This is a genomic window from Pontibacter actiniarum (assembly GCF_003585765.1).
Classification (GTDB): domain Bacteria; phylum Bacteroidota; class Bacteroidia; order Cytophagales; family Hymenobacteraceae; genus Pontibacter; species Pontibacter actiniarum.
Window position 1 is genome coordinate 4,513,052 of record NZ_CP021235.1, and the last position, 23,973, is coordinate 4,537,024.

Below are 23,973 nucleotides of genomic sequence, written 5' to 3' on the forward strand. Positions count from 1 at the left end.
TGTACCTCTGCTTATGGTGTTTGAGGCCGTAGCGTTACATTATTTTTTATCCTTCTTGAATATCAGCTTTCTTAGGACAAGATAGCCGTTGCTGAGTTTATTTTTCTTGTTAAGGAAGGGCAAACTGATGGTGACCAGCAGCGATATGCAGGCAGCGGTGCCCAGCCCGCCTCCATAGCCCGTAAAAAAGCTACTGGTGTTCATGTAAATCAGCGAAAATAGCACGCCGGAGGTGCCTATCATGTAGTACCTGGAAACCACGCCCGACGAAACCATCCCGATAAAGGACGCGCCGATAAAGACAACCGGGATGTTGGCCGTTAAGTACGGCGACAACAGGTGGGGGAAGAAGTGAAACAGCAGCCCGACCAGCAAAGACAGCGCAGCGGATGAGCGGACCGGCCCCTGCCGCAGGCTGGTGTTAAGAAAATAGGTGCATACCGCAGCGAAAGCCCCGGTTGCCATAAGAACAACGTAGTCCATCACATCAAAAGAACAGGAAGATCAACAAGTAAGTTACGGCTACGCCACCGAAGGCTATCGTGCCCAGCTTTCCGCCAAAGCCGCGGAAGATGTTCTTTGAGAAGACAAGCAGCAGCCCGGCTACAAGGCTCGCGAAAATTATAAACAGTACGCTTCCGGCAACATGGGGGCTCGACATCCCCACAAAGGCGCCACAGTAGGCAGCGGCAGGAGCCTCCTTCAGTAAGGCAGACCTGCTGTTAAGCCAGGGGGCGAAGGAGGCGAAGGTACCGACGGTCCCCGCTGCGATCACCGGGCCTAAGCCAACGGAGGTGCTAATGTAAAAGGTCAGTACGGCTCCCAGCACCACAAACACTACGGCCAGGAAGTCTTTCTTCAGGTGCTTGTCCTGGTACATGGGCACCTTGGTGTAGGCGATAAACACTAAGATGGAAACCGCCACCATAAAGATCAGGATCGGGACGAAATGCAGCTTCTCCAGCAGGATGGCCAGCAGAAAGGATGCCTGTAGCAGGACCAGGAGCAGGAAAGGTAGTTTCTTGATATGCTTTTTCATTGGGTTGTTGTACGACAACTGAGGGTGCTGCAGGATGGTTCTTTGTTAACAACTCTCAATAGGTGTCGTAACAGTACTTCTTAGCCTGAATTGTTCTGTTGCCATAAACAGCGGACATATTGAGGCCTTCTCAAACCGGAGAGTTTATCCAATTATCCTGTTAAATAGATATTCGACTATTCAAGAATGGAGCTATCTATCTCAGTGCTTCTGCCTGTACATCATAATAAAAGTCAGTTGTAAGCTTCTTTTGATACCTTTGAAGGACACTTGAGGAAATAAAGTTTGATTTGATCTTTCTTAAAGGAACAATAAAAAGTTGTTCCGGCTTTGCACCGCTTCCCCCTACACCGATAGCAATAAAGACAGGAATGTTTCTTTGCTTCTCAAAGCCTTGGTATCTTTTAAATTGATCTGGCGTGGCAAAGAGAATACCATTCTTATAGAAGTTGTTACGCCACTTACATTCAACAGCAAGCTGTGCTGTTTCACTTCTAGTCCTTAGTTCTAGTAACAGGTCTGGATTTTGAGTTGTTTCGGCATAAGTTCCATTTACATATTTATCTCCTGCCCATTCTTTTATTTTGAAGTACTTTTTGTCGAACCTCTGTACGATGAATTTCTCAAAGTCGTCACCTTGCCTTTTATTAACATCAACAATCTCTGTCTCTGCCAAACCTCCAGATTTTGCTATTTTCTTTTCAACGTCATGGATAATGACACTGTAGTTTAGGCCTCTTGAGTTTGCGAAATCTTTAATCAGGTTACGCTCATTGGGTGTTAAAACCCCATCAGCAATGGCCATGCTAACAATTTTTTCTAATTCGTTAGCACTAAAAGTGCCTTGCGAAGCTCTTGAAGGTGTAGTAGAGCTATTGGTATCTGTAGAAGCAACTGAAGTTCTAGCAGTATTATTGTTATTAGAAGCTTGTTTGCCCGTTTCTGGTGTTTTTTTAGATGAAGAGTAAAGAACGTAGCCGACAGTAAAGCAGAGTACCCCCATTATCATTAAAATCATACCCATCTTCCGTTTCATAATATTGCAGAGATTCGATCTATATCAATAAAGGAGCATACCCTTACTGCGCAGATTCAGTTGCAAAGTTTGGCTCGTAGCATAATAACAGGAATTGATCCTGTTACCTCTTCACTGAACTAAACCTGAAGAAAGTACCCAGCGGCAATCTTCTGTTACCGCTGTCGTGCAAGTACAGTTCGCCCAGTTCCTCGTTCTGCACCTGCTCCCCAAAGGTGTCGCGCATCAGGTTGTCGAGCACCATGGCCGAGAAGCCCATGGAGTACAGGTTTATCAGCAGGAAGTAATCCGTGCCGTCCAGCATCTCACGGCAGAGCTTGATCATCTCGTTCAGCTCATTCTCCAGCTGCCACTTCTCATTGTTCGGGCCGCGGCCGTAGCTTGGCGGGTCCAGGATGATGCCGTTGTAGGTGTTGCCTCGCTTTACCTCGCGGCGGGCGTACTTCATGGCGTCTTCCACAATCCAGCGCACGTTGTCGAGGTTGCTGGCCTCCATGTTATCGCGGGCCCAGAAGTTCACCTGCTTGATGGAGTCCAGGTGCGTTACGTCAGCTCCGGCGGCTTTGGCGGCCAGTGTGGCGGCACCCGTATAGGCAAACATGTTGAGTACCTTCGGTTGCGGTGTCTTCAGCTTTTTGGTGGTGTCGTAGATAAACTTCCAGTTGCTGTCCTGCTCCGGAAACAGGCCCACATGCTTAAAAGACGATAGGCCTAAGCGGAAACGCAGCTTCAGGTCGTTATACTGGTAGTTGATAAACCACTGCTCCGGCATTCCTTTCTTCAGCTTCCACTGGCCCTTCTCCTGGCTGCCCTTGTCGCGGGTGAACACGGCATTGGCCATACGCTGCCACTCCTGCTCCGGCAGGTGCTTGTCCCAAATCGCCTGAGGCTCAGGGCGCGCGACATAGTAATCTCCGAAACGCTCCAGCTTCTCAAAATTTCCGGAATCCACCAGTTCGTAGTCGGCCCAGTTTTCTGTAGTTAAAAAGGAATACATATCTTTGTCGTTTATTTCTGGCTTAGTGCCGGTTGGGGGCGAAATTACGCATTATCCGCCTAACCTTAAAAAGGCACGCAGCTGTTGTTTTATTTGTTACACATACATGGCAATTAGCTTTTATAAGTACCAGGGCACGGGCAACGACTTCGTGATGGTCGACAACCGCAAACGAAATTTCCCGGCTGAGGACGAGGCACTGGTAAAGCACCTGTGCGACCGCCGCAAAGGAATTGGCGCTGACGGGCTCATCCTGCTGCAGGACCACCCGGACTATGACTTTGAGATGGTGTACTACAACGCCGATGGCCGTGTAGGCTCTATGTGCGGAAACGGCGCGCGCTGCACCGTGCGTTTTGCCCGCCAGCTGGGGGTGATCGAGGACGTGGCCTGCTTTCTGGCCGCCGACGGGGAGCACCAGGCCAATGTGGAGCGCGACCTGATCCAACTGAAGATGAACGACGTGAAAAGCGTCGAGCGCATCGGGGAGGACTACTACTTGAACACCGGCTCGCCGCACTACGTCAGGTTTGTAGAGGGTGTGGAGGCGCTGGATGTGTATGCCGAAGGCCGCGCCATCCGCTACAACGAGCGTTTTAAGGAAGTGGGCACGAATGTGAACTTTGTGCAGCGCCTGTCGGACAGCGAGATCTACGTGCGCACCTATGAGCGCGGAGTGGAGGACGAAACCCTCTCCTGCGGAACAGGCGTAACGGCGTGTGCGCTGGTGGCTGGCCTGCAGGGCATGCAAAGCCCGGTAAATGTAAAAGTGCTGGGGGGCGAACTGCAGGTGGCTTTTGAGCAGGTGGAAGACGGCAGCTTTAAGTACATTTACCTGATCGGCCCGGCCAAGCAGGTGTTCAGCGGCACCGTTCCGCTGCAGCAAGTATAAAGAGAACTGTAACCAGGCCGCCAGCAAAGAACTGCTGGCGGCTTTTTCTTTTCACCAACCACAGCAACGCGTGTTTTTGAAATCTGACCATACGTACCTGAGGGCGCTGGAGCCAACCGACCTGGACTTTTTGTACACACTGGAGAACGATACCGCCGTTTGGCACGTGGGGAACACCCTTGCCCCGTACTCCCGGTTTGTGCTGGAGGCGTACCTGCAGAACGCCGCCCTCGATATCTACACCGTAAAGCAGCTTCGCCTGCTCATCTGCAACAACGGCCATCAACCTATCGGAGCCATCGACCTGTTCGACTTCGACCCGTTGCACCGCCGCGCCGGCGTAGGGATTGTAATCACAGCCGAGCACCGTGGCAACGGCCACGCCCGCGAAGCCCTGACCCTGCTGCTCCACTACTGCCAGCATACATTGCAGTTGCACCAGGTATACTGCTCCGTTACCGCCACCAACCTGCCGAGCCTTAACCTTTTCTCGGAGGCTGGCTTCCAGCGCGCCGGCGTCCGGAAGGAGTGGCTGCGCACGCCGGACGGGTGGGAGGACGTGGTAGAGCTACAGCGGCTGTTCTAGCCCTGCCTCTTACATGAACAAGGGGCACTGTTGAAGCTCCGCCAGCGGATGCTTGCGCCAGGTAAGCGCCAAAGTATGAGGACTCCTGTAACCGTGTAAGCCTAAAGGGAGAGCCGCGGCTGGAATGTAAAGCCGGAAGCGGCGCACGAGTGCATCGGGCAGCCAGAAAGGATATCATGCCCCCAAAACGAACTTCTGCCACATTGCCACATGTTAGCTATTATGGCATAGGATATTAAGCCCGCTGCTGATAAATAGGAAGTATACTATATTGTATCGGTAATTATGGCAGATAGCCCGTCGTGCCACTGTTCTGGTATTGTTTTAGTACAGAGCATTAGATATATCGGAAAAAAACCTATTTTTGACGATATTGCAAACAGAAGATTTCAATTAAGAACGACATATACATATGTTTGATTTTTTCGGTAAAACCGTTGCGAAACTATTCGGAACCAAATCCGACAGGGATATAAAAGAGGTTATACCTTATGTATCTAAGATAAACGAGGAGTACGCTAAACTCAACACGCTCACAGACGACCAGCTACGCCAGAAGACGTTTGAAATTAAAGGCATCATTGATGACCGCCTGAAGTCCATCGACGAGAAGATCGCGGCGCTGCACAAGCGTGTGGCCGATGAGCCGGAGCTGAACATCGTGCAGAAGGAAAACATCTTCTCGGAGATTGATGAACTGGAGAAGGAGCGCAACAAGGAGCTGGAAGTAGTGCTGATGGAGGTGCTGCCTACTGGTTTTGCCATTGTAAAAGAAACTGCCCGCCGCTGGAAAGAGAACGGCCAGCTAACGGTAACCGCCACCGACCACGACCGCATGATCGCGGCGCGCAAGCCAAACGTGCAGATCGAGGACGATAAAGCCACCTGGGCTAACAAATGGATCGCAGCCGGCAACGAAATCACCTGGGACATGCTGCACTACGATGTGCAGCTGATCGGCGGTATTGTACTGCACCAGGGTAAGATTGCCGAGATGGCGACAGGTGAAGGTAAAACGCTGGTGGCAACGCTGCCGGCATACCTCAATGCCCTGGCGAAGCGCGGGGTGCACGTGGTAACGGTAAACGACTACCTGGCCCGCCGCGACTCGGAGTGGATGGCGCCGCTGTTTGAGTTCCATGGCCTGACCATCGACTGCATCGACAGGCACCAGCCAAACTCAGAAGCCCGCCGCAACGCCTACAAAGCAGACATCACCTACGGTACGAATAACGAGTTCGGCTTTGACTACCTGCGCGACAACATGTCGCGTGAGCCGCAGGACCTGGTACAGCGCAAGCACCATTACGCCATGGTCGATGAGGTGGACTCTGTGTTGATTGACGATGCCCGTACTCCGCTGATTATCTCCGGCCCTGTGCCGCGTGGCGATGAGCACGAGTTTTACCAGCTGAAGCCGCGCATTGGCATGTTGGTAGAGGCGCAGCGTAAAGTAGTGCAGAACTTCCTGACGGAGGCCAAGCGCCTGATCAAGGAAGGCAATACGCAGGATGGTGGTCTGGCGCTTTTCCGTGCCTACCGCGGTCTGCCGAAGAGCAAGCCCCTGATCAAGTTCCTGAGTGAGACGGGTAACCGTGCCATCATGCAGAAAACAGAGAACTTCTACCTGCAGGATAACTCACGCCAGATGCCGGAGGCCGATGAGCCGTTGTACTTTACCATCGACGAAAAGCACAACCAGATTGAGCTGACGGAGAAAGGCATCGACCTGATCACCGGCCAGGGAGAAGACCCGAACTTCTTCATCATGCCGGACATCGGTACTGAGATTGCCAACATTGATAACGACAACTCCCTATCGCACGAGGAGCAGTTGCATAAGAAAGAGACGCTGATCGCCGATTTCCAGGAAAAGTCGAAGCGTATCCACACGATTAACCAGTTGCTGAAGGCTTATACGTTGTTCGAAAAAGACACCGAGTACATCGTAACGCCGGACCACAAGGTGAAGATCGTGGATGAGCAGACGGGCCGTGTTATGGAAGGCCGCCGTTACTCAGACGGACTGCACCAGGCCATCGAGGCGAAGGAGAACGTAAAAGTGGAGGATGCCACGCAGACCTACGCTACCGTTACGCTGCAGAACTACTTCCGTATGTACCACAAACTTTCCGGTATGACGGGTACTGCCGAAACAGAGGCAGGCGAGTTCTGGGACATCTATAAACTGGATGTGGTGGTAATCCCTACTAACCGCCCGATCCAACGAAAAGACGAGCACGACAAAGTATACAAAACCGTTCGCGAGAAGTATAACGCGGTTGCGGATGAGATTGTAGAGTTAACGCAGGCTGGCCGCCCGGTGCTGGTAGGTACTACTTCGGTAGAGATATCCGAGCTCCTGAGCCGCATGCTGAAGCTGCGCAATATCAACCACCAGGTGCTGAACGCGAAGATGCACCAGAAAGAGGCCGAGATTGTGGCCGAGGCAGGTAAGCCGGGCACGGTAACCATCGCTACCAACATGGCAGGCCGTGGTACTGACATTAAGCTGGCGCCGGAGTCTAAGGCAGCGGGTGGTCTGGCCATTATCGGTACAGAGCGCCACGAGTCCCGCCGTGTAGACCGCCAGTTGCGTGGTCGTGCCGGTCGCCAGGGTGACCCGGGCTCTTCGCAGTTCTTCGTGTCTCTCGAGGATAACCTGATGCGCCTGTTCGGCTCAGACCGTATTGCCCGCCTGATGGACCGTATGGGTCTGGAAGAAGGAGAAGTGATCCAGCATTCTATGATCACCAACTCTATTGAGCGTGCGCAGAAGAAAGTGGAGGAGAACAACTTTGGCCAGCGTAAGCGCCTGCTGGAGTATGACGACGTGATGAACGCACAGCGTGAGGTGGTGTACAAGCGCCGCCGCAATGCCCTTTACGGCGAGCGTCTGGAGCTGGATGTATGGAACATGATCTATGACATCAGCGAGGATGTGGTTGTGAGCTACAAGAACATCAACGACTACGAAAACTTCCAGCTGCACATTCTGCGCGTATTCGGTATAGAGTCTTCTATCTCGGAGGCTGATTTCCGAGGCACGCAGGCGAACCAGTTGGCAGAGCGCCTGTACAACGAGGCCCTGAACCACTACCTGGAGCGCAACAAGCAGACAGCCGCGCAGGCTTTCCCGATCATTGCCGATATCCACCAGAACCGTGGGCCGATGATTGAGAACGTGGCCGTGCCGTTTACCGATGGCAAGCGCCAACTGGCTGCCGTGGCAAACCTGACGAAGACGTTCGAATCGCAAGGCCTGGAGCTGATCCGCGCCATGGAGAAGATCATCACGCTGGGCACCATCGACCAGGCCTGGACAGAGCACCTGCGCCAGATGGACGACCTGAAGCAGTCGGTTCAGAACGCCGTGTACGAGCAGAAAGACCCGCTGTTGATCTACAAGTTCGAGTCGTTTGAGCTGTTCAAGCGCATGATCGGCAAAGTGAACGAACAGACCATTCAGTTCCTGTTCCATGCCCACATTCCGGTGCAGGCACCAGAGCAGGTACGGGAGCCGCGCCCGCAGCAAGCCCCTAAGCCACCGGTGCTAAAGGAGCAAAAGCAGGAGGTGCACTCGTCGCTGGAGGATGAAACCGGCCATACCACTGCCCCTGCCGCAGAGCCGGAGAAGATCATGCCTGCCCACTCGCAGAAGCTGGCGGGCCGCAACGAGCGCGTAAGCGTGCAGTACAACGACGGCCGTGTGCTGAAGGATGTAAAGTTCAAGAGCGTGGAAGACGATCTGCTGCACAACCGCTGCGTACTGATTGAGGAATAAGAAGAACAGCAGCCACTAGCGTAAGGTTAGTGGCTGCTGTTTGTGATTTTTTATAATAAATGTAAGGGGGAGGTGTTAGATAAAGGTAATTGTCTGGCATCTCTCTTTTTATACATATGGCAGGAGAAGAATTAGCATCGTATATAGACCACACGCTGCTGCGCCCGGAGGCAACCCGGGAGCAGGTGTTGCAGCTTTGCGACGAAGCGCGTAACTACGGCTTTGCCGCTGTGTGCGTGCCGCCGTATTATGTTGCCCTGGCCAAAGACCGGCTCGGGGTGGGGGCTCAGGTAAAGGTGGCCACGGTAGTAGGGTTCCCGCTGGGCTATCAGCACCCGAAGGTCAAGTTCCTGGAGACACACCAGGCGATTGAGGACGGTGCGGCGGAGATAGACGTGGTGATGAACATTGCCGCCTTCAAGTCTGGGAAGTACGAGGAGGTAGAGAATGAGCTGGGCGACCTGGCCAAGTTCTGCCACCTGAAAGAGGCGGAGCTGAAAGTGATTATCGAAACCGCCCTGCTGACAGAGGAGGAGATTAAAAAGGCATGCGAGCTTTGCGCCAATGCCGAGGTAGACTACGTGAAGACATCTACAGGTTTTGCCGCGAAAGGGGCTACCGTAGAGCATGTGCTGCTCATGCGCCGCGTGCTGCCCAGTACCATGAAAATAAAAGCGGCGGGCGGCATTAAAACGGCCGCTGATGCAGAAGCGTTAATAAAGGCCGGCGCCGACAGGTTAGGTTGCTCGGCCAGTATACAAATAGTTACCCATGAACAGAATTCTTAATGTTTTCCTGGTGCTGCTCCTGATCGGGAGCACCTCCTGCGCGTCTTCCAAAGGCAGTGGCAGGGTCGGCAGCGAGGCCAGAATCGGAAGCGGAAAAGCCGATAAGGTGACCGAAGACCTGAGCCAGTACCGCCCCAGGTATGAGGTGCCGGAGGCGGGCCCTGTGGCACGGGTAGAGCCCACGCAGCATGTGAACGCCAAAGTAGCCGTGCTGATGGACACGGTGGCCAGCGTCAACAAGAACATCAAGTATGCCCAAGGCTACCGCATCCTGGCTTACAACGGTTCTCAGCGCCAGACGGTGATGGACCTGCGCAAGGCCATTATCTCCCGCGTGCCGGACGAGAAGGACTACCTGACGTACCAGCAGCCGAATTTCCGGCTAATGGTGGGCGACTTCTTCAACCGTGTGGAGGCCCAGCAGGTGCTAAACCAGCTGGCCGACCTGATCCCGAACGCCCAAATCGTGCAGGACAAGATCAACATCAACAAAAACTACTAGAGCAGTACGTGCAAGAGACTTTAGGAGCGCTGCAGCCGTAGAGGTCGCAGCGCTCTTTTTGTTTGATACCGTACTGTTAAATTGTTACATTGTTCTACGCCTGCCGCAGGTATAGATTGTGTGCTGGCGCAAGCAGGTGCTTGTGTTTTATCATAGAGTGGAGGCGCAAGCATTCGCTTGTGCCGTAGAGTAAGCTAGTAATCATGTCGCAAACAATAAACAAGATCAAAGAACTCGCCCGGGCCTACGCCCCCGACACGGTGCAGGTGCGCCGCCACATTCATGCTAACCCGGAGCTGTCGTTTGAGGAGCACCATACCGCCGCTTATGTAAAGCAGGTGCTGGAAAGCTACGGGCTGCAGGTGGAGCGCATCGCCACAACCGGCCTGGTGGCGCTGGTAAAAGGGAGAAACCCGGAAAAGAGAACCGTCGCCCTCCGTGCCGATATGGATGCCCTGCCGATTGTGGAGGCAAACGAGGTGGCGTATAAGTCAAAGAACGAGGGCGTGATGCACGCCTGTGGGCACGATGTGCACACCGCCTCTGTGCTCGGCACCGCCCGTATTCTGCAGGAGCTGCGCGAGGAGTTTGAGGGAACGGTAAAACTGATTTTTCAGCCGGGAGAGGAGAAGTTTCCGGGCGGCGCCTCCATCATGATAAAAGAAGGCGTGCTGCAGAACCCGGCGCCGGAAAGCATCGTGGGGCAGCACGTGTTCCCGCTGTTGCCCGCCGGCAAGGTCGGTTTCCGCTCAGGTATGTACATGGCCTCTGCCGATGAGATCTACATCACGGTGAAGGGCAAGGGCGGGCACGCGGCCATGCCGGAGATGAACATAGACCCGGTGCTGATCGCATCGCACCTGATTGTGGCGCTGCAGCAGATCGTGAGCCGCCACGCCAGCCCTAAGGTGCCCAGTGTGCTGTCCTTTGGCAAGGTGGAGGCCAAAGGTGCCACAAACGTTATCCCAAACGAGGTGAAGCTGGAAGGCACCTTCCGCACCATGCATGAGGTATGGCGCAAGGAAGCGCACCAGAAGATAAAGAAACTGGCCGAGGGGCTTTGCGAGAGTATGGGTGGCTCCTGCGACATCGACATCAAGAACGGCTACCCTTTCCTGCAGAATGACCCTGGCGTAACTGCCGTGGCCCGTGCCGCCGCAGAGGCGTACTTAGGCGAGGAGAACGTGGTGGACCTGGACCTGTGGATGGGCGCAGAGGACTTTGCCTATTACACGCAGCAGATCCCCGCCTGCTTCTACCGCCTCGGCACCCGTAACGAGGAGCGCGGCATTACCTCGGGCGTGCACACGCCAACCTTTGATGTTGATGAGGACGCGCTGGAGACAGGCATGGGCCTGATGGCGTGGGTGGCGTTGCAGGAACTCCAGGCCTAAAACGGAAGACAGATGGAGGCAGCCAAAACCCAGGAGTATCGCTTGTCGGCAGGAATGTTTGGCGGCAAACGGGTGCTGCGGATTAACCCTGCCTTCTTAGAGTACGGCCAGGAGGGGCCAGAGGCCGGCCTGTACGCCAGAGTCAGGAAAGAGGACATCGCCGACATAAGGCACAGCATGAGCTGGGTTATCTGGTACAGGTTTTATGTGGGCTGCACCTTTAAAATTGAGGTAAAGACAAAGGACGGTAACCTGGTGAGGATCAGGTTTGCCGCCTACTTTGCGAAAAAAGGCGCCTACCAGGATATGTACGATGATATCATGGACCTGATCTGGGACTACTACCTGAATGACATCGTAGCCGAACGCCTGCAGCGCTTCGCTGCTGTACCCGATATGGAGGTGGGAGGGCTGCGGCTAACGGAGAAAGGCGTGTACCTGCCCGAAAGGGAGGAGCTGGTGGCATGGCCTGATGTGGCGGTGAAGGAGTATGAAACGTACTTTGCGGTATACAACCAGCGCAACCCGGAGATCAACAAACGAATAGAGATAGACGAGTGGGAAAGCGAGCTACTGCTGGAGATGCTGGAGGCCCTGCAGCAGCAGTACAGCTAAATTTTATCATGATGAGAAAACTATACATTGCCTTGCTACTGCTCTTGCTGCCGCTGTTGGGCCAGGCACAGAGCAAAATCACCGCCTCCACCTCCCTGTGGCCGGAGCTGCAGGCAAGCCTGGGCGTGGGCGAGGAAGGCCTGCTGTTTCTGCGCAACGGCTACCGCATCAACACCGACAGCGACTACAACGACCTGAAGGACTCCGGTGTGCTGAGCGCCTTTGAGCGGGTGGAGCTGAGCCTGGGCTACGAGCACACCCTTTCGGAACACTGGCGTGGCGGGGCTATACTTCGCTACGCCGCCGAGGACTTCCCCAAAACGGTGTTTTACTCCCTTTTTCTGCGCCATAACGGTAATCTTAAGAGCCTGTACTTTAACAAGCAGCTCTTATTCGAGTACGTAGACCAGGAGGAGCAGGACGCTGCGGGGCGCTTCCGGCTGATGGCGGAACTGGGCAAGCGCCTGCCGCTCGGGAGCAGGTTCATCACCCCGAGCATCAGCTACGAGGCCATGCTGCTCTCCGACTTTGGCCAGGAAGAAGACAGCAACCAGGAGACACGCACCGTAGACCGCACCCGCCTGCGCCTGAACCTGAACTTTGAGGTGACGGAGAAGCTTCGCGTTGCGCCGTACTTTATGCGGCAGACGGCCTACTACTACGTCCTCGTCCCGCCGGTTTATAACGACCAGGGGCAGCTGCAGGAGGACGGTTACACCACCAAGCGCAACCGCATCACGCCTGTGGTGGGCCTTGAGCTAAAGTACAGCATCACCGGTAACCCGAACACTGCCAGTATTACCTACTAAAGCGGCTGTAACTGTAAATTAGTCAGTGCTTTAAGTCGTATTGCGCGGTGTTTTATGACAATATTTCATGAATTAGCAGGATAATTCGGTTGGTATAGTTTTTACAGTGCTGTAGTTGAAAATCAAGTAACAACTAAAAAGATATACAGCTATGGCACTTACAAGATACAATGGCATGCAGGAGACCATGCCAAACACCTTCAGCTCTATGTTAGACAGGTTCTTTAACGAGTCTGTTAACTCCAGGAACTTCTCAGGCTTTACACCACACGTGGATGCCTGCGAAACAGAACGTGGCTTCGAGATTGAGGCGGCATTGCCTGGGGTGAAGAAAGAGGACATCAACATCGATTTCCAGGAAGGAAAGCTGACCATTACCGGTGAGCGCAAGCTGGAAAACCGGGAAGACGGCCGCCGCTACCACATGCTGGAAACGCAGTACGGCTCGTTTAGCAGAACCTTCTACATCCCGGACAACGTGAACCCGGACAGAATTACAGCCGAGTTCAACGATGGCATTCTGCTGGTGAGCATACCAAAGGACGAGCAGAAGACCATGAAGCGCCAGATCAGCATTTCCTCCTCAGATAAGGAAGCAAAGGGCGACAAGCAGAAGGAGAAATCAGCTGCAGAGAACAAAGAGGCAAAAAAAGCTTAACGAAACAAAACCGCGCAAAAGAGGCCAGCATGTTTGGCCTCTTTTTTGTTTATAAAGAGATGTAAGTGATGCAACTATCAACAAAGTGTATACTACCGTATACTGTTGTAGCGTTACTTAAGAGTAATATAGAGAAGACTTAATATATAGATTATAAAGTAAAGACTAAAACTAACTACATGAAGACGAAACAGTTTATACTTGGCGTCGCGCTTTCGGCCGTTGTAGGTGGTGGTGTGGCTGTGGGTAGCTACAAGATGTTGGAAGAAGAGCAGGTTGTACAAACAGAGCAGCAGTACCCCAATGTACGCTATACCAGTGCTATGCGCAGCAGCAGTGCCGTTGTGCCGGAGGGCCTGAACTTTGTGAAGGCCGCATCTGTGTCTACGCCGGCCGTGGTGCACGTGATGACCGAGTACAGTGTGCGCAGCTCTGACAGCTACAGCAGCCAGATGGACCCTTTCCTGCGTGAGTTTTTCGGCGATGGCTTTGGCCAGCGCGTGCCGCGGGGCCCGCAGATGGGCTCTGGCTCAGGGGTGATCATCGCCTCTAACGGCTACATCGTTACTAACAACCACGTAATTGATAAGGCAGATAAAATAGAGGTGGTGCTGGACGACAAGCGTAAGTTTGAAGCCCGGCTGGTAGGCACCGACCCTACGACCGACGTTGCCCTGCTGAAGGTAGAGACAGAGAACCTGCCTACCATACGCTACGGAAACTCCGATGACCTGCAGGTGGGCGAGTGGGTATTGGCCGTGGGCAACCCAATGAACCTGACCTCTACGGTAACGGCTGGTATCGTGAGTGCCAAAGGCCGTAACATCAATATCCTGCGCACCAGCCAGAATCAGGACCTGAGCATCGAGTCGTTCATCCAGACGGATGCCGCCGTGAACCCCGGTAACTCCGGTGGAGCCCTGGTAAACCTGAACGGTGACTTGGTGGGTATCAACACGGCCATTGCCTCGCAGACGGGACAGTTTGCCGGTTACTCTTTTGCCGTGCCTTCGTCCATCGTGAGTAAGGTGGTGGATGACCTGCTGAAGTACGGAGAGGTGCAGCGCGCCTTGCTGGGTGCCTCTATCCAGGAGATTGACGCCGCCTTTGCCAAGGAGAAAGGCCTGAAGACACTGAACGGCGTGTACATTGCCCAGGTGGCTGAAAAGAGCGGTGCAGAGGAAGCCGGCCTGAAGTCTGGCGACGTGATTACGGCCATTAACAGCGTGCCGGTAGCCAAGTCGTCGCAGCTGCTGGAGCAGGTGGCCCGTTATCGCCCCGGCGATAAGGTGACTGTGTCTTACCTGCGGGATGGCAAGGAAAGATCAGCGAAAGTAACCTTGAAAAACCGCCAGAACAGCACAGAGCTGGTAAAACGCAGCGAAGCCAAGGCTGTTACTTTCGACGGTGCCACTTTTGAGCCGGTAAGCAAGCAGGAAATGAGAAAGCTGGGCATCGATGGCGGCGCTCAGATCACCGGTGTGCGCAGCAGCAAGTTCCGCGATACAGGTATGAAAGACGGGTTTATCATCACCAGAATCGATAAGTATGAGGTGAATGAGCCAGCCGATGTGGAGAAGTACCTGAAGAGCCTGGAAAGCGGCGTAGTCTATATCGAGGGTGTTTACCCAGACGGCCTGAAGGCTTATTACCCGATCGGAAAAGGTTAAGAAACAATACCGTATCAACACAGAAAGCTTCTGCAGCCTTGCAGAAGCTTTTTTATTTTTTAGCTTTGTATAAGACCCTTTTATCAACCTAAACGAAAGATATAAAACCATGAAACAGACGATAGATGCTTTGCCACTGGCGAAAGAACTGGCGGATGTGCTGCAGCAACTGGGCATCAAAGAAGTAAACCCTGCCTACAGCACCGGCCTTAGCTGGGGCGGCCAGGAGAACCGCAGTACCCGTACCATTACCTCGCCGGCAGACGGCAGCCCGATCGCTACCGTGAACATGGCCACCGCCGAGGACTACGAACAGGTAGTGCAGCAGGCCCAGGAGGCCTTTAAGGTGTGGCGCAAGGTAACAGCCCCGAAGCGTGGCGAGATCGTGCGCCAGATCGGCGAGAAGCTGCGTGAGCACAAGGAGGCGCTGGGCAAGCTGGTAAGCTACGAAATGGGCAAGATCTATCAGGAGGGCCTGGGTGAGGTGCAGGAGATGATCGACATCTGTGACTTTGCTGTTGGCCTGTCGCGCCAGCTGCACGGCTACACCATGCACTCGGAGCGCCCGCAGCACCGCATGTACGAGCAGTACCACCCGCTGGGCATTGTGGGCATTATCTCTGCCTTCAACTTTCCGGTGGCTGTTTGGAGCTGGAACGCCATGCTGGCGGCCGTGTGCGGCGACGTGATGATCTGGAAGCCGTCTGAGAAGACCCCGCTGACCGGTGTGGCCTGCCAGCACATCATCCGGGAGGTACTGGCCGAGAACGAGCTGCCGGAGGGCATCTTTAACCTGATTATCGGGGATGCGGAGATCGGCAGCCTGATGAGCCACGACAAGCGCATACCGCTGGTGTCAGCCACAGGCTCCACCAGAATGGGTAAAAAGGTAGGAGAGGCCGTTGGCGCACGCCTGGGCAAATCGCTGCTCGAGCTGGGAGGCAATAACGCCATCATACTTACCGAGAGTGCCGATATGGAAATGGCTCTGCGCGCGATTGTATTTGGCGCCGTGGGTACCTGCGGCCAGCGCTGCACATCCACCCGCCGCCTGATCATCCACGAGAACGTTTACGAGCAGGTAAAGGAGCGCCTGCTGAAAGTATACCCGAACCTGCCAATCGGCCATCCGCTGGATAGCACTACGCTGGTAGGCCCGCTGATCGATAAAGACGCGGTGAGTGCCTTTACAAGCGCCCTGGAGAAGGTACAGCAGGAGGGAGGCACTCTGCTGACTGGCGGCGAGGTGCTGCGTGGCGAAGGCTACGAAACCGGCACGTATGTGAAGCCTGCCATTGTGGAGGCGGAGAACCACTACGAAATGGTGCAGGAGGAAACGTTTGCCCCGATTCTGTACCTGATTAAGTACAGCGGCGACGTAGAAAACGCACTGGAGCTACAGAACGGCGTGCGCCAGGGCTTGTCTTCTGCAATTTTCTCGACTAACCTGCTCGAGACGGAGGCCTTCCTGAGCCACTGGGGCTCCGACTGCGGAATCGCTAACGTGAACATCGGGACATCCGGTGCCGAGATAGGTGGCGCCTTCGGTGGTGAGAAGGAAACAGGCGGTGGCCGCGAGTCCGGCTCCGATGCCTGGAGGGTGTACATGCGCCGCCAGACCAACACCATCAACTACAGCCGCGAGTTGCCACTTGCCCAAGGCATCAAGTTTGACATTATGGACTAGTAACTTCGGGCCCGGGCAACCTGCCTGGTTCTGAGAGCTACACATACATTTAACGAAAGCCAGCCCCGATGAGGGGCTGGCTTTTCTTGTTAAGGAAGATAACGCCATAGGTTTGTGCATAACGTGTGGCTGTGTCAGGCAAGGGCATGTTTACACGTTTAGTGTGTAATGTTTGCTTGTTGTAGCCAGTTAGTAGCCGTTTGTTCTACAATGATGTGTCGTGCTGTTGCTTTCTGCCCCTTCTTACACAGCGCTGAGGCCAGGCATCCTCCCCCGAAAAACAGTTTCATCCACAGGGTATGGCACAGTTATCCACAATTGTGTATAAACTGCATGTGGATATGTGGAAAACTAGGAAGGGAGCCTCTGGTAGCGCTGCTGCGAAACGCTGTCAACGCGCTTTTGCCTCTTGTGTTATCCTAACTTTTTACCCTAACAGAAAGATACTGAATAAGATGCATCGCTTCTGCGTTATTAACAACAGGATGTGGATAATGTGGAAAAGTGGCTGAACGAAAAACTTCCGGAAAAATTTTGCAACTTAATGCAACCTCGCATTTCTGTGGCTGTCTTTAGGGCAGAGAATGGGAGAGGCGATATGAACAAGATGTAAAGGCAGGCAGCGCTTGCTTAACCGATTAAGCATAGGACTTTGGAGAAACGCGGCTATCAGGATGTAAACCACCTTGTGATCGAGCGCTGTAAAAGCGGCGAGCACAGGGCGCAGTACGAGCTGTACAAGCTGTATGCCAAGGCTATGTTCAACGTGAGCATGCGCATCACCAACGACTATGCCGAGGCGGAGGACGTGCTGCAGGAGGCTTTTGTGAGTGCCTTCAAGAACCTGCACAGCTACAAGGCAGAGGCATCCTTCGGCAGCTGGCTGAAGAAGATAGTGGTGAACGCGGCTATCAACGCCATCCGCAAGCGCCGCGCAGAGTTGGTGCCGATGGACGAGCGGTTGGTAGCCGGGGTGCCGGATGAGAAAAGCGACGATGAGCCCGAATGGCAAATAGAGCAGGTGCGGCGGGCCATACAGAAACTGCCGGACGGTTACCGGCTCGTGCTGAGCTTGTACTTGCTGGAAGGCTACGACCATGCCGAGATTGGCGAGATACTGGGCATTTCGGAGTCAACGTCAAAGTCGCAGTACAGCAGGGCCCGGAAAAAGCTGCTTGAGATCATGAAAGAGCCGCAGTTTGCGGGCTGAGGGATTAAAATAAGGAATACATGAGGTACTACTACCATGGAAGATAAATTTGAGAAGTTTGTGCAGGACAACCGGGAGGAGTTCGACGTCTTTGAGCCCCGGCCAGAGCTCTGGCAGCAGATCTGCCAGGACTTACCCGATATGCCCGCAAAGCAGGAGGCGAAGGTAATCAGCATCAGGTTTGGTGAGCGAGCCAACTTTAGCGCCGACTACTTCTTTATGCGGGTGGCGGCGGCTGTGGTCCTGCTGCTCGGCTGCGGCCTTACGCTGTTTTTGATGAAGCAGCAAGCACCTGACACCGCCAACACCCTTGCCGCCACCCAAAGTATAAATGCGATTGCTCCGGAGCTGCCCGAGGTAGAGGCCTACTATGTGAGCCAGATCGAAGAGAAGAGGTCGCAGTTAAGTGCGTACGACCTGAAAGTGCTGGGCCTGGATGAGCAGCAGGTGATAGACAAAGAACTTGCCCGCCTCGACAGCAGCTATGTGCAACTGAAGAAGCAGCTTTACACCACCCCGAATACCGATGAGATTGTTGGAGCCCTGATCCAGAACCTGCAGATACGGATTAAGGTGCTGAACCGGCAGTTGGAAGTGCTCCAGAGCCTGGAGAAAATAAACGAAGAGCCTACTACAGAACCTAAGAACGATGATACGACGAATGCTTAAAACTCTACGCTATACGCTGGTGCTGGCCCTGCTGCCTGCTATGGCGCTGGCACAAGACAAAGACCAGGACACCTGCCCTGCCACCACCCTGTCGCTAAACCTGGACCTCTCCAGCCTGCAGTCGGAGGTGATGGCAAACCTGGAGGACCTGAACGAGCTAAAGCAGCTGGCGCTGCTGGAAGTTCCGTTGGCTATGCCAGAGCTAAAGGAGCTGGCAAAGCTGAACATAGCGGTGCAAACCGGCAATGCCGGAGCCGAAGCGGCCTTTGACGCGGAGAAGCGCAGAACCATAGAGAAGACCTTTAAAGTGAACGGCAGCGATGTGCTGGGCATTGAGAACGAGTGGGGCAAAGTGCATGTGAACACCTGGGACAGAAACGAAATCCGGGTGAAAGTGGATATCATCGCCCGTGCCAGTTCCGAGGCCATAGCCCAGGAGATGCTAAACAACGTGAGTGTAATGGAAAGCCGCCAGGGAAGCACCTATGCTTTCCGCACAAAGCTGGCCCCCATGCACATTAACGGGCGTAACAACAGCAAAGGGCTGGAGATAAACTACACGGTGTACATGCCCGAGAACAACGCCGTTGTGGTGAAAAACAGCTTCGGCGATATCTACCTGGCTTCTTTAAAAGGCAAAGCCGACATTGACCTGCGCTACGGGGCCCTGAAGTGCGACCGGCTGGCAAACGCAGGAAACTCGGTTAAACTAGCTTACGGCTCCGGCAGCTGCACCTACTTTAACGGGGGCAACATCAGCGTGGCCTACGCCGACATGAAAGTTGGGGAGGCCGGAGGCCTGCAGGGTTCCTCCAAGTACAGCGACTTTAAGATTGGGAGCCTGGAGGAAACAATGGAGATGGATATCAAGTACGGCTCCTTCAGAATAGACAACATCAGCAAGAACATCCGCAGGATTTCCCTGGACACCGGGTTTACCCCCGTTAACCTGCACTTCGCGGATAATGCCGCCTTCAACTTTGATGTAAATGTGCGGTTTGGAAACTTTAATGTAGATAAGTCGTTGGTTACTATAACATCACTTGAAAAGAGCTATACCTCAGCGGAATACAAAGGAAGGTTCGGAGGTGCTTCGCCGAAGGGCGTGGTAAGCATCAACTCCAAGTACGGCGATGTGAAGTTTACGAAATAGGAAGAACGCATTAAGAATAGTTTGTTTAAGGTGAAAAAGAGCCGGCGCCCGCCGGCTCTTTTTGTTTTTGTGCGTACAAAGCATCCCTGTGTATTTTAAAGTATATTTGGCTATGGCAAACGAAAAAGAACTACTCAACTCAAACAAGGCGCCGGAGCCGGTGGGGCTGTACCCGCATGCGCGCCGGGTAGGGCACCTGCTCTTCCTGTCGGGGGTGGGGCCGCGGGAGCGGGGAACGAAGAAGATACCGGGTGTGGAACTGGATGAGCAGGGCAACATCCTGAGCTACGATATCGAGGCACAGTGCCACTCCGTCTTCAGAAATGTGCGGGCGATTCTGGAGGATGCCGGCTCCGGTTGGGCGAACCTGATCGACGTTACTGTTTTCCTGACCAACATGAAAGACGACTTCGCAACCTACAACCGCATCTATGCGGAGTATTTTAAAGACAACCAGCCCTGCCGCACCACTGTAGAGGTAAACAGCTTGCCTACACCCATTGCCATCGAGTTAAAATGTATTGCCACCATTGGCGATTAAAGTATAGCCATCATATTCCGTGAGCGAAAGCAGAGAGAATTTATACCTGGGCAGGGCTTCCCGCTTTGCCGAACAAGAGAAAAAAGCAGCCGCCAAGTCAGGAGCCGTTTCGTGGCTGCGCGTGGCCGTGTTTATTGCTGGAGCAGGCCTGGCCTACTACTTCTTCAGCACCGACAGCAACACCGCCGGAGCTGCCGCCATTCTGTTCTTTTACCTGGTGTTCATACTTGTCATGCGCTGGCACAGCCGCTTGGACTTTACTTACCAGCAACTGCGCCTGCTGCGGCTGGTGAATGAGCAGGAGGTAGAGCGGCTACAGGGCAAGCTGGGCCGGTTCGATAGCGGGCAGGAGTTCGTAGACGACCACCATCCCTACAGTTCGGACCTTGATATTTTTGGGCAGAATTCGCTGTTTCAGCTGCTTAACCGCTCTGTAACCAGCGTGGGGAAGGAGAAGCTAGCCTCCTGGCTACGGCAGGCTGCAGCGCCACAGGAGGTGCTGCAACGGCAACAGGCGGCGGCAGAGCTGTCTGCGGATGACCGGCTGGACTGGCTGCAGGAGGCGCTGGCGCTTCCGATGCATTACAAGCACGATGAGGCGTCGGCGGCAACGTTTATCAACTGGTTTTCAGGCAAGGCTTTTTTCCGCCAGCACGCTTGGCTAAGGCCGCTTATCCTGATCCTGCCCGTGCTTACCCTGGCGGCCATCGCTGCCTGGCTCTACGGCATGAGCGGCTGGATTCCGGTCGCATTTCTGCTCGTGCAGTTTCTGCTTGCTTACCGGTTCAGGGTGGAGCGGGATGAGTACTACGAGAATAGCATAGGCATTTACGAAGCAATCCGCAGCTACACAAAGCAGCTCCAGCACATAGAGAAGCAATCGTTTACGGCACCCAAGCTACAGGCTCTGCAACAGCAGCTCTCCGCTTCCGGCACCAAAGCCTCTGTAAGTATAAACAAGCTGGCCAGCATCATCGATTTCTTCTCCTGGCGCCTGAGTACCTTAATGGCCTTCTTCCTGAACACGGTGCTGATGTGGGACTTTGTGTGGATGTACCGGCTGGAGAGCTGGAAAGGGCAGCACCTGCAGCAACTGGAGCATAGCCTGGACGTGTTGTCTGAGTTCGAAGCTTTAACAAGTATAGCCGCCTTTCAGCATGCGCACCCGCAGTACGCCGTGCCGCAACTGAGCCAGGTGCCGTTCTTTTACCAGGCAACAGCGCTGGCGCACCCGCTCATTTTCTCTGTGCGGCCTGTTTCCAATGATTTTGAGATGCAGGGAGCCGGGCACACCATTGTTATCACGGGTTCTAACATGTCGGGCAAAACGACTTTTTTACGTACCGTGGGTATCAACATGGTGCTGGCGCTGATGGGCGCTCCGGCCTGTGCACGAAGTATAACCGTTGCCCCGGCACAGGTATACACAGCCATGCGCACCGCCGATAACTTGGCCGAAAACACTTCCTCTTTCTACGCCGAGCTAAAGCGCCTGCGCGTGCTGCTGGAGCTTACAGAGCAGGGGCAGCCGGTGTTTTACCTGCTCGACGAGATACTGAAAGGCACCAACTCCCGCGACCGCCACCTCGGGGCCATGTCATTGATACGGCAGCTGCACAAGCGCAATGCCGCCGGCCTCATCTCCACCCACGATTTGGAGCTGGGCGCGATGGAACAGGAGCTACCCGGCAGCGTGAAAAACTTCAGCTTCAATAGCGACATCATCGGCAACGAGATCAACTTTGACTATAAGCTGACGCCCGGCCTCTGCCGCAGCTTTAACGCCAGCAAACTCATGCAGCTGATGGGGATTGAGATTGAGGAAGAGGCTTGATTGCCTGACAAAGGGATTTTAGAGTAAGGATAAAAATTGCATTCCGGATTCCTTTCGGAGGGGCAGGGGAGAGGGGAGCTCTCCTAAACGCAGATTCAAAATTATCACATAAATCAGTTATCACATTAGAACTATGAGAGTAGTAGCCGACATACCAAACCCGCACGTGAAGATCACGCTGCACTCCTACAACGGCAAGTATATCCTGAAGCTGGAGAAAGCCAACCTGGAGCAGATCTATAAAATTGAGGAAACGGAAATAATGGGAGATGAAGGGGCCAAAGCCCTCGTAGATGAAGAATTCATTGAAGCCGTTGTAAACCGCTTTGTAGACATGCGCGATGCCTTTGTAAGTACGGTCAGAAGGAATGGGTGAAGCTAGTTCCTTTTAGCAGCTAGTTAGGCATAATATAAGATGACACTACTTAATTACTTACTTAGTCGAGATAATTATCCTATTAAAGAAATCAGTAACATACTTGTTCTCTTTAATCAGATTGTCATAGGACAAATTGATAATCTTCATACTTATAAAACTAAAATTGAGTACTGGCAGCATCCTATAGAAACACTATATTTTAAGTTTTCCCTTCATATTTCAAGTATAGTAAAACTACTAAACAAAACTTCGGTATCCTTCAATGATAATCGTCTAGATATTTTAGATATAAGTTCAATCAATATTTTAACTAGAGCTATCATAGAAAACTATCTGATGATTTATTATTTATACTTTGACAATGTTGATGAATCTAGGAAAGAATTTAGATTTTTGATTTATGCGATTGATGGATTAAGCAGAAGACAGAAAAACTTGGTTGCTTTTGATGACGAGTCGTCTAACCAACTCAGTAATGAAAACAAAGAATTATTAAACTTAAAAAATAAGCTTAAAAACAATAGTTACTTTCAGTTTTTAGAAATAAAGCAGCAAGAGAGGTATTTAAAAGGCTGCGCGACAGAAAAGAATTTAACTACTTTATTAGAGCTTATAGATTTGAATCCAGAACTATATCAAAATATTTGGAAACTTCAGTCTAACTATGCTCATTCTGAATTTATTAGTGTGCTTCAAATTAGGACCTATGTTAAAAGACCTGAAGAACTAGTTAATTCCTCTTTTGTAATGGCTGAATTAACAGCAATGATAGCTTCAATTTCAATTGACCATCTCAAAAATAATTTTGATGCTGCAAGGTTAATATTTGATGAATTGGAAGAAGAAAAAAAAGAGTTACTTAATTTTTTTCTAAAACAAGGTAAAAAACACAACGCCTAACCACACCTAAAGCACATTAAAACGTGCCTTAGCCAAGTCCGTTGTGCGCTATACCAGAATAAATGAAGAAGTTTCAGTTTCTACTTTGGTGGGTAATTATTTTGATATTTTCTTGTTCGACAGAACGAGAAACGAAATCAGGGATTTTCTGGAAAATTACTTCAAAGGACGGAAAGGAAGCTTTCGTATTTGGTACAATGCATGAATATCCGCACGGGCGAGTAATAGTAAGCGAAAAAGTTTTTTCGGCCCTGAGAACATGCAAAACATTGGCACTCGAGAGAGATTTAAAGAATGTGGAAGACCAGCGAAATTTTCTTCGAGGTGATAAGCACAAGGTTGACTTAAAAGCATACCAAATGATTGCTAGCAAATACAAGTTGAGAAACATGGAGGGTGAGTTGATCAGTGTAGCCGACAGCAATGGTATAAGAACAACAGGGCTGGAAAACGCGAAAGAAGTACTGGATGTTTTAGGTAAGGTTCCGCATCAAAATGAAAGTAATACTAAGGAACAGACAGTAAAAGACTTTGAGCTGTTAATTAGCATTTACAACAGCGAACAAATAGAGTATTTCGCTAATGAGTTCTTAGATAAACAACTTGGGCATGAAACACGGAAGCTATTAGTCGACCAGCGAACACTAAATTGGTTAGATGATGTTGAAAGCTTAGTGAAAGAAGACAGAATATTTTTTGCAGTAGGCATGGGACACTTGGGCGGCAAAAATGGGCTACTGAATTTGCTGAAGAAGAAAGGGTATAAGCTGGAAAGAATAAAACTATAGACAGGTGCACAACAACACCTGAGGCTGTAAAATAAACTGTGT

The 23,973-nt window shown here is 52.5% G+C and carries 23 protein-coding genes; 19 read left to right on the forward strand and 4 right to left on the reverse strand.

Annotated features, from left to right (window positions below):
• Positions 1 to 39: 39 nt before the first annotated feature.
• From CA264_RS19580 to CA264_RS19595, 4 genes are all read right to left on the reverse strand, one after another.
• Positions 40 to 483, reverse strand: a complete 444-nt coding sequence (locus CA264_RS19580) for a hypothetical protein (RefSeq protein WP_025609091.1) — start codon at positions 481 to 483, stop codon at positions 40 to 42.
• 4 nt (positions 484 to 487) lie between these two features.
• Positions 488 to 1,039: a hypothetical protein gene (locus CA264_RS19585; RefSeq protein ID WP_025609092.1), complete on the reverse strand. Its 552-nt coding sequence runs from the start codon at positions 1,037 to 1,039 to the stop codon at positions 488 to 490.
• A 196-nt stretch (positions 1,040 to 1,235) separates the two neighbouring features.
• Positions 1,236 to 2,057, reverse strand: a complete 822-nt coding sequence (locus CA264_RS19590; RefSeq protein WP_157593751.1) for a hypothetical protein — start codon at positions 2,055 to 2,057, stop codon at positions 1,236 to 1,238.
• A 121-nt stretch (positions 2,058 to 2,178) separates the two neighbouring features.
• Positions 2,179 to 3,072 carry a class I SAM-dependent methyltransferase gene (locus CA264_RS19595; RefSeq protein WP_025609094.1) on the reverse strand — a complete coding sequence of 298 codons (894 nt, stop codon included), beginning with the start codon at positions 3,070 to 3,072 and terminating at the stop codon, positions 2,179 to 2,181.
• A gap of 106 nt (positions 3,073 to 3,178) precedes the next feature.
• On the opposite strand from CA264_RS19595, the gene dapF reads away from it, so the two are divergent.
• The 19 genes from dapF to CA264_RS19690 all read left to right on the forward strand — a co-directional run bounded on the left by dapF (position 3,179) and on the right by CA264_RS19690 (position 23,931).
• Entirely contained in the window at positions 3,179 to 3,964 is a 786-nt protein-coding gene (gene dapF / locus CA264_RS19600; RefSeq protein WP_025609095.1) for a diaminopimelate epimerase, read from the forward strand.
• A 70-nt stretch (positions 3,965 to 4,034) separates the two neighbouring features.
• Complete coding sequence (locus CA264_RS19605) at positions 4,035 to 4,550, forward strand: GNAT family N-acetyltransferase (RefSeq protein WP_025609096.1); 516 nt, start codon at positions 4,035 to 4,037, stop codon at positions 4,548 to 4,550.
• A gap of 412 nt (positions 4,551 to 4,962) precedes the next feature.
• Positions 4,963 to 8,334, forward strand: a complete 3,372-nt coding sequence (gene secA, locus CA264_RS19610; protein ID WP_025609097.1) for a preprotein translocase subunit SecA — start codon at positions 4,963 to 4,965, stop codon at positions 8,332 to 8,334.
• A 116-nt stretch (positions 8,335 to 8,450) separates the two neighbouring features.
• The gene (deoC, locus tag CA264_RS19615) at positions 8,451 to 9,122 is read left to right on the forward strand and encodes a deoxyribose-phosphate aldolase (protein ID WP_025609098.1); all 672 of its coding nucleotides are present in this window, start codon (positions 8,451 to 8,453) and stop codon (positions 9,120 to 9,122) included.
• Positions 9,106 to 9,624 (forward strand): hypothetical protein, encoded by a 519-nt coding sequence (locus CA264_RS19620; RefSeq protein WP_025609099.1) that lies wholly within the window; start codon positions 9,106 to 9,108, stop codon positions 9,622 to 9,624. Before deoC ends, CA264_RS19620 begins: the two co-directional genes overlap by 17 nt.
• A 203-nt stretch (positions 9,625 to 9,827) precedes the next feature.
• Complete coding sequence (locus CA264_RS19625; protein ID WP_025609101.1) at positions 9,828 to 11,018, forward strand: M20 metallopeptidase family protein; 1,191 nt, start codon at positions 9,828 to 9,830, stop codon at positions 11,016 to 11,018.
• Between the two features lie 12 nt (positions 11,019 to 11,030).
• Positions 11,031 to 11,633, forward strand: coding sequence for a hypothetical protein (locus CA264_RS19630; protein ID WP_025609102.1), 603 nt, complete (start codon positions 11,031 to 11,033; stop codon positions 11,631 to 11,633).
• Between the two features lie 8 nt (positions 11,634 to 11,641).
• Positions 11,642 to 12,442, forward strand: coding sequence for a DUF2490 domain-containing protein (locus CA264_RS19635; protein ID WP_084196294.1), 801 nt, complete (start codon positions 11,642 to 11,644; stop codon positions 12,440 to 12,442).
• 151 nt (positions 12,443 to 12,593) lie between these two features.
• Positions 12,594 to 13,100: an Hsp20/alpha crystallin family protein gene (locus CA264_RS19640; protein WP_025609104.1), complete on the forward strand. Its 507-nt coding sequence runs from the start codon at positions 12,594 to 12,596 to the stop codon at positions 13,098 to 13,100.
• A 179-nt stretch (positions 13,101 to 13,279) separates the two neighbouring features.
• Complete coding sequence (locus CA264_RS19645) at positions 13,280 to 14,770, forward strand: Do family serine endopeptidase (protein WP_025609105.1); 1,491 nt, start codon at positions 13,280 to 13,282, stop codon at positions 14,768 to 14,770.
• Positions 14,771 to 14,879: 109 nt separating this feature from the next.
• Positions 14,880 to 16,457, forward strand: coding sequence for an L-piperidine-6-carboxylate dehydrogenase (gene amaB, locus CA264_RS19650; RefSeq protein WP_025609106.1), 1,578 nt, complete (start codon positions 14,880 to 14,882; stop codon positions 16,455 to 16,457).
• Positions 16,458 to 17,109: 652 nt separating this feature from the next.
• Positions 17,110 to 17,667, forward strand: a complete 558-nt coding sequence (locus CA264_RS19655) for an RNA polymerase sigma factor (protein ID WP_025609107.1) — start codon at positions 17,110 to 17,112, stop codon at positions 17,665 to 17,667.
• A gap of 36 nt (positions 17,668 to 17,703) precedes the next feature.
• Positions 17,704 to 18,336: a hypothetical protein gene (locus CA264_RS19660; protein WP_025609108.1), complete on the forward strand. Its 633-nt coding sequence runs from the start codon at positions 17,704 to 17,706 to the stop codon at positions 18,334 to 18,336.
• Positions 18,329 to 19,489, forward strand: coding sequence for a DUF4097 family beta strand repeat-containing protein (locus tag CA264_RS19665; RefSeq protein ID WP_025609109.1), 1,161 nt, complete (start codon positions 18,329 to 18,331; stop codon positions 19,487 to 19,489). The genes CA264_RS19660 and CA264_RS19665 overlap by 8 nt, the downstream gene beginning before the upstream one ends.
• Positions 19,490 to 19,601: 112 nt before the next feature.
• Positions 19,602 to 20,030 carry a RidA family protein gene (locus CA264_RS19670; protein WP_025609110.1) on the forward strand — a complete coding sequence of 143 codons (429 nt, stop codon included), beginning with the start codon at positions 19,602 to 19,604 and terminating at the stop codon, positions 20,028 to 20,030.
• A gap of 19 nt (positions 20,031 to 20,049) precedes the next feature.
• On the forward strand, positions 20,050 to 21,864 hold the full coding sequence (locus CA264_RS19675; protein WP_025609111.1) for a MutS-related protein: 1,815 nt from the start codon (positions 20,050 to 20,052) through the stop codon (positions 21,862 to 21,864).
• A gap of 133 nt (positions 21,865 to 21,997) precedes the next feature.
• Positions 21,998 to 22,240: a hypothetical protein gene (locus CA264_RS19680; RefSeq protein ID WP_025609112.1), complete on the forward strand. Its 243-nt coding sequence runs from the start codon at positions 21,998 to 22,000 to the stop codon at positions 22,238 to 22,240.
• A gap of 39 nt (positions 22,241 to 22,279) precedes the next feature.
• Positions 22,280 to 23,143 (forward strand): DUF5677 domain-containing protein, encoded by an 864-nt coding sequence (locus CA264_RS19685; protein WP_025609113.1) that lies wholly within the window; start codon positions 22,280 to 22,282, stop codon positions 23,141 to 23,143.
• 62 nt (positions 23,144 to 23,205) lie between these two features.
• Entirely contained in the window at positions 23,206 to 23,931 is a 726-nt protein-coding gene (locus tag CA264_RS19690) for a TraB/GumN family protein (protein ID WP_025609115.1), read from the forward strand.
• Positions 23,932 to 23,973: the final 42 nt, after the last annotated feature.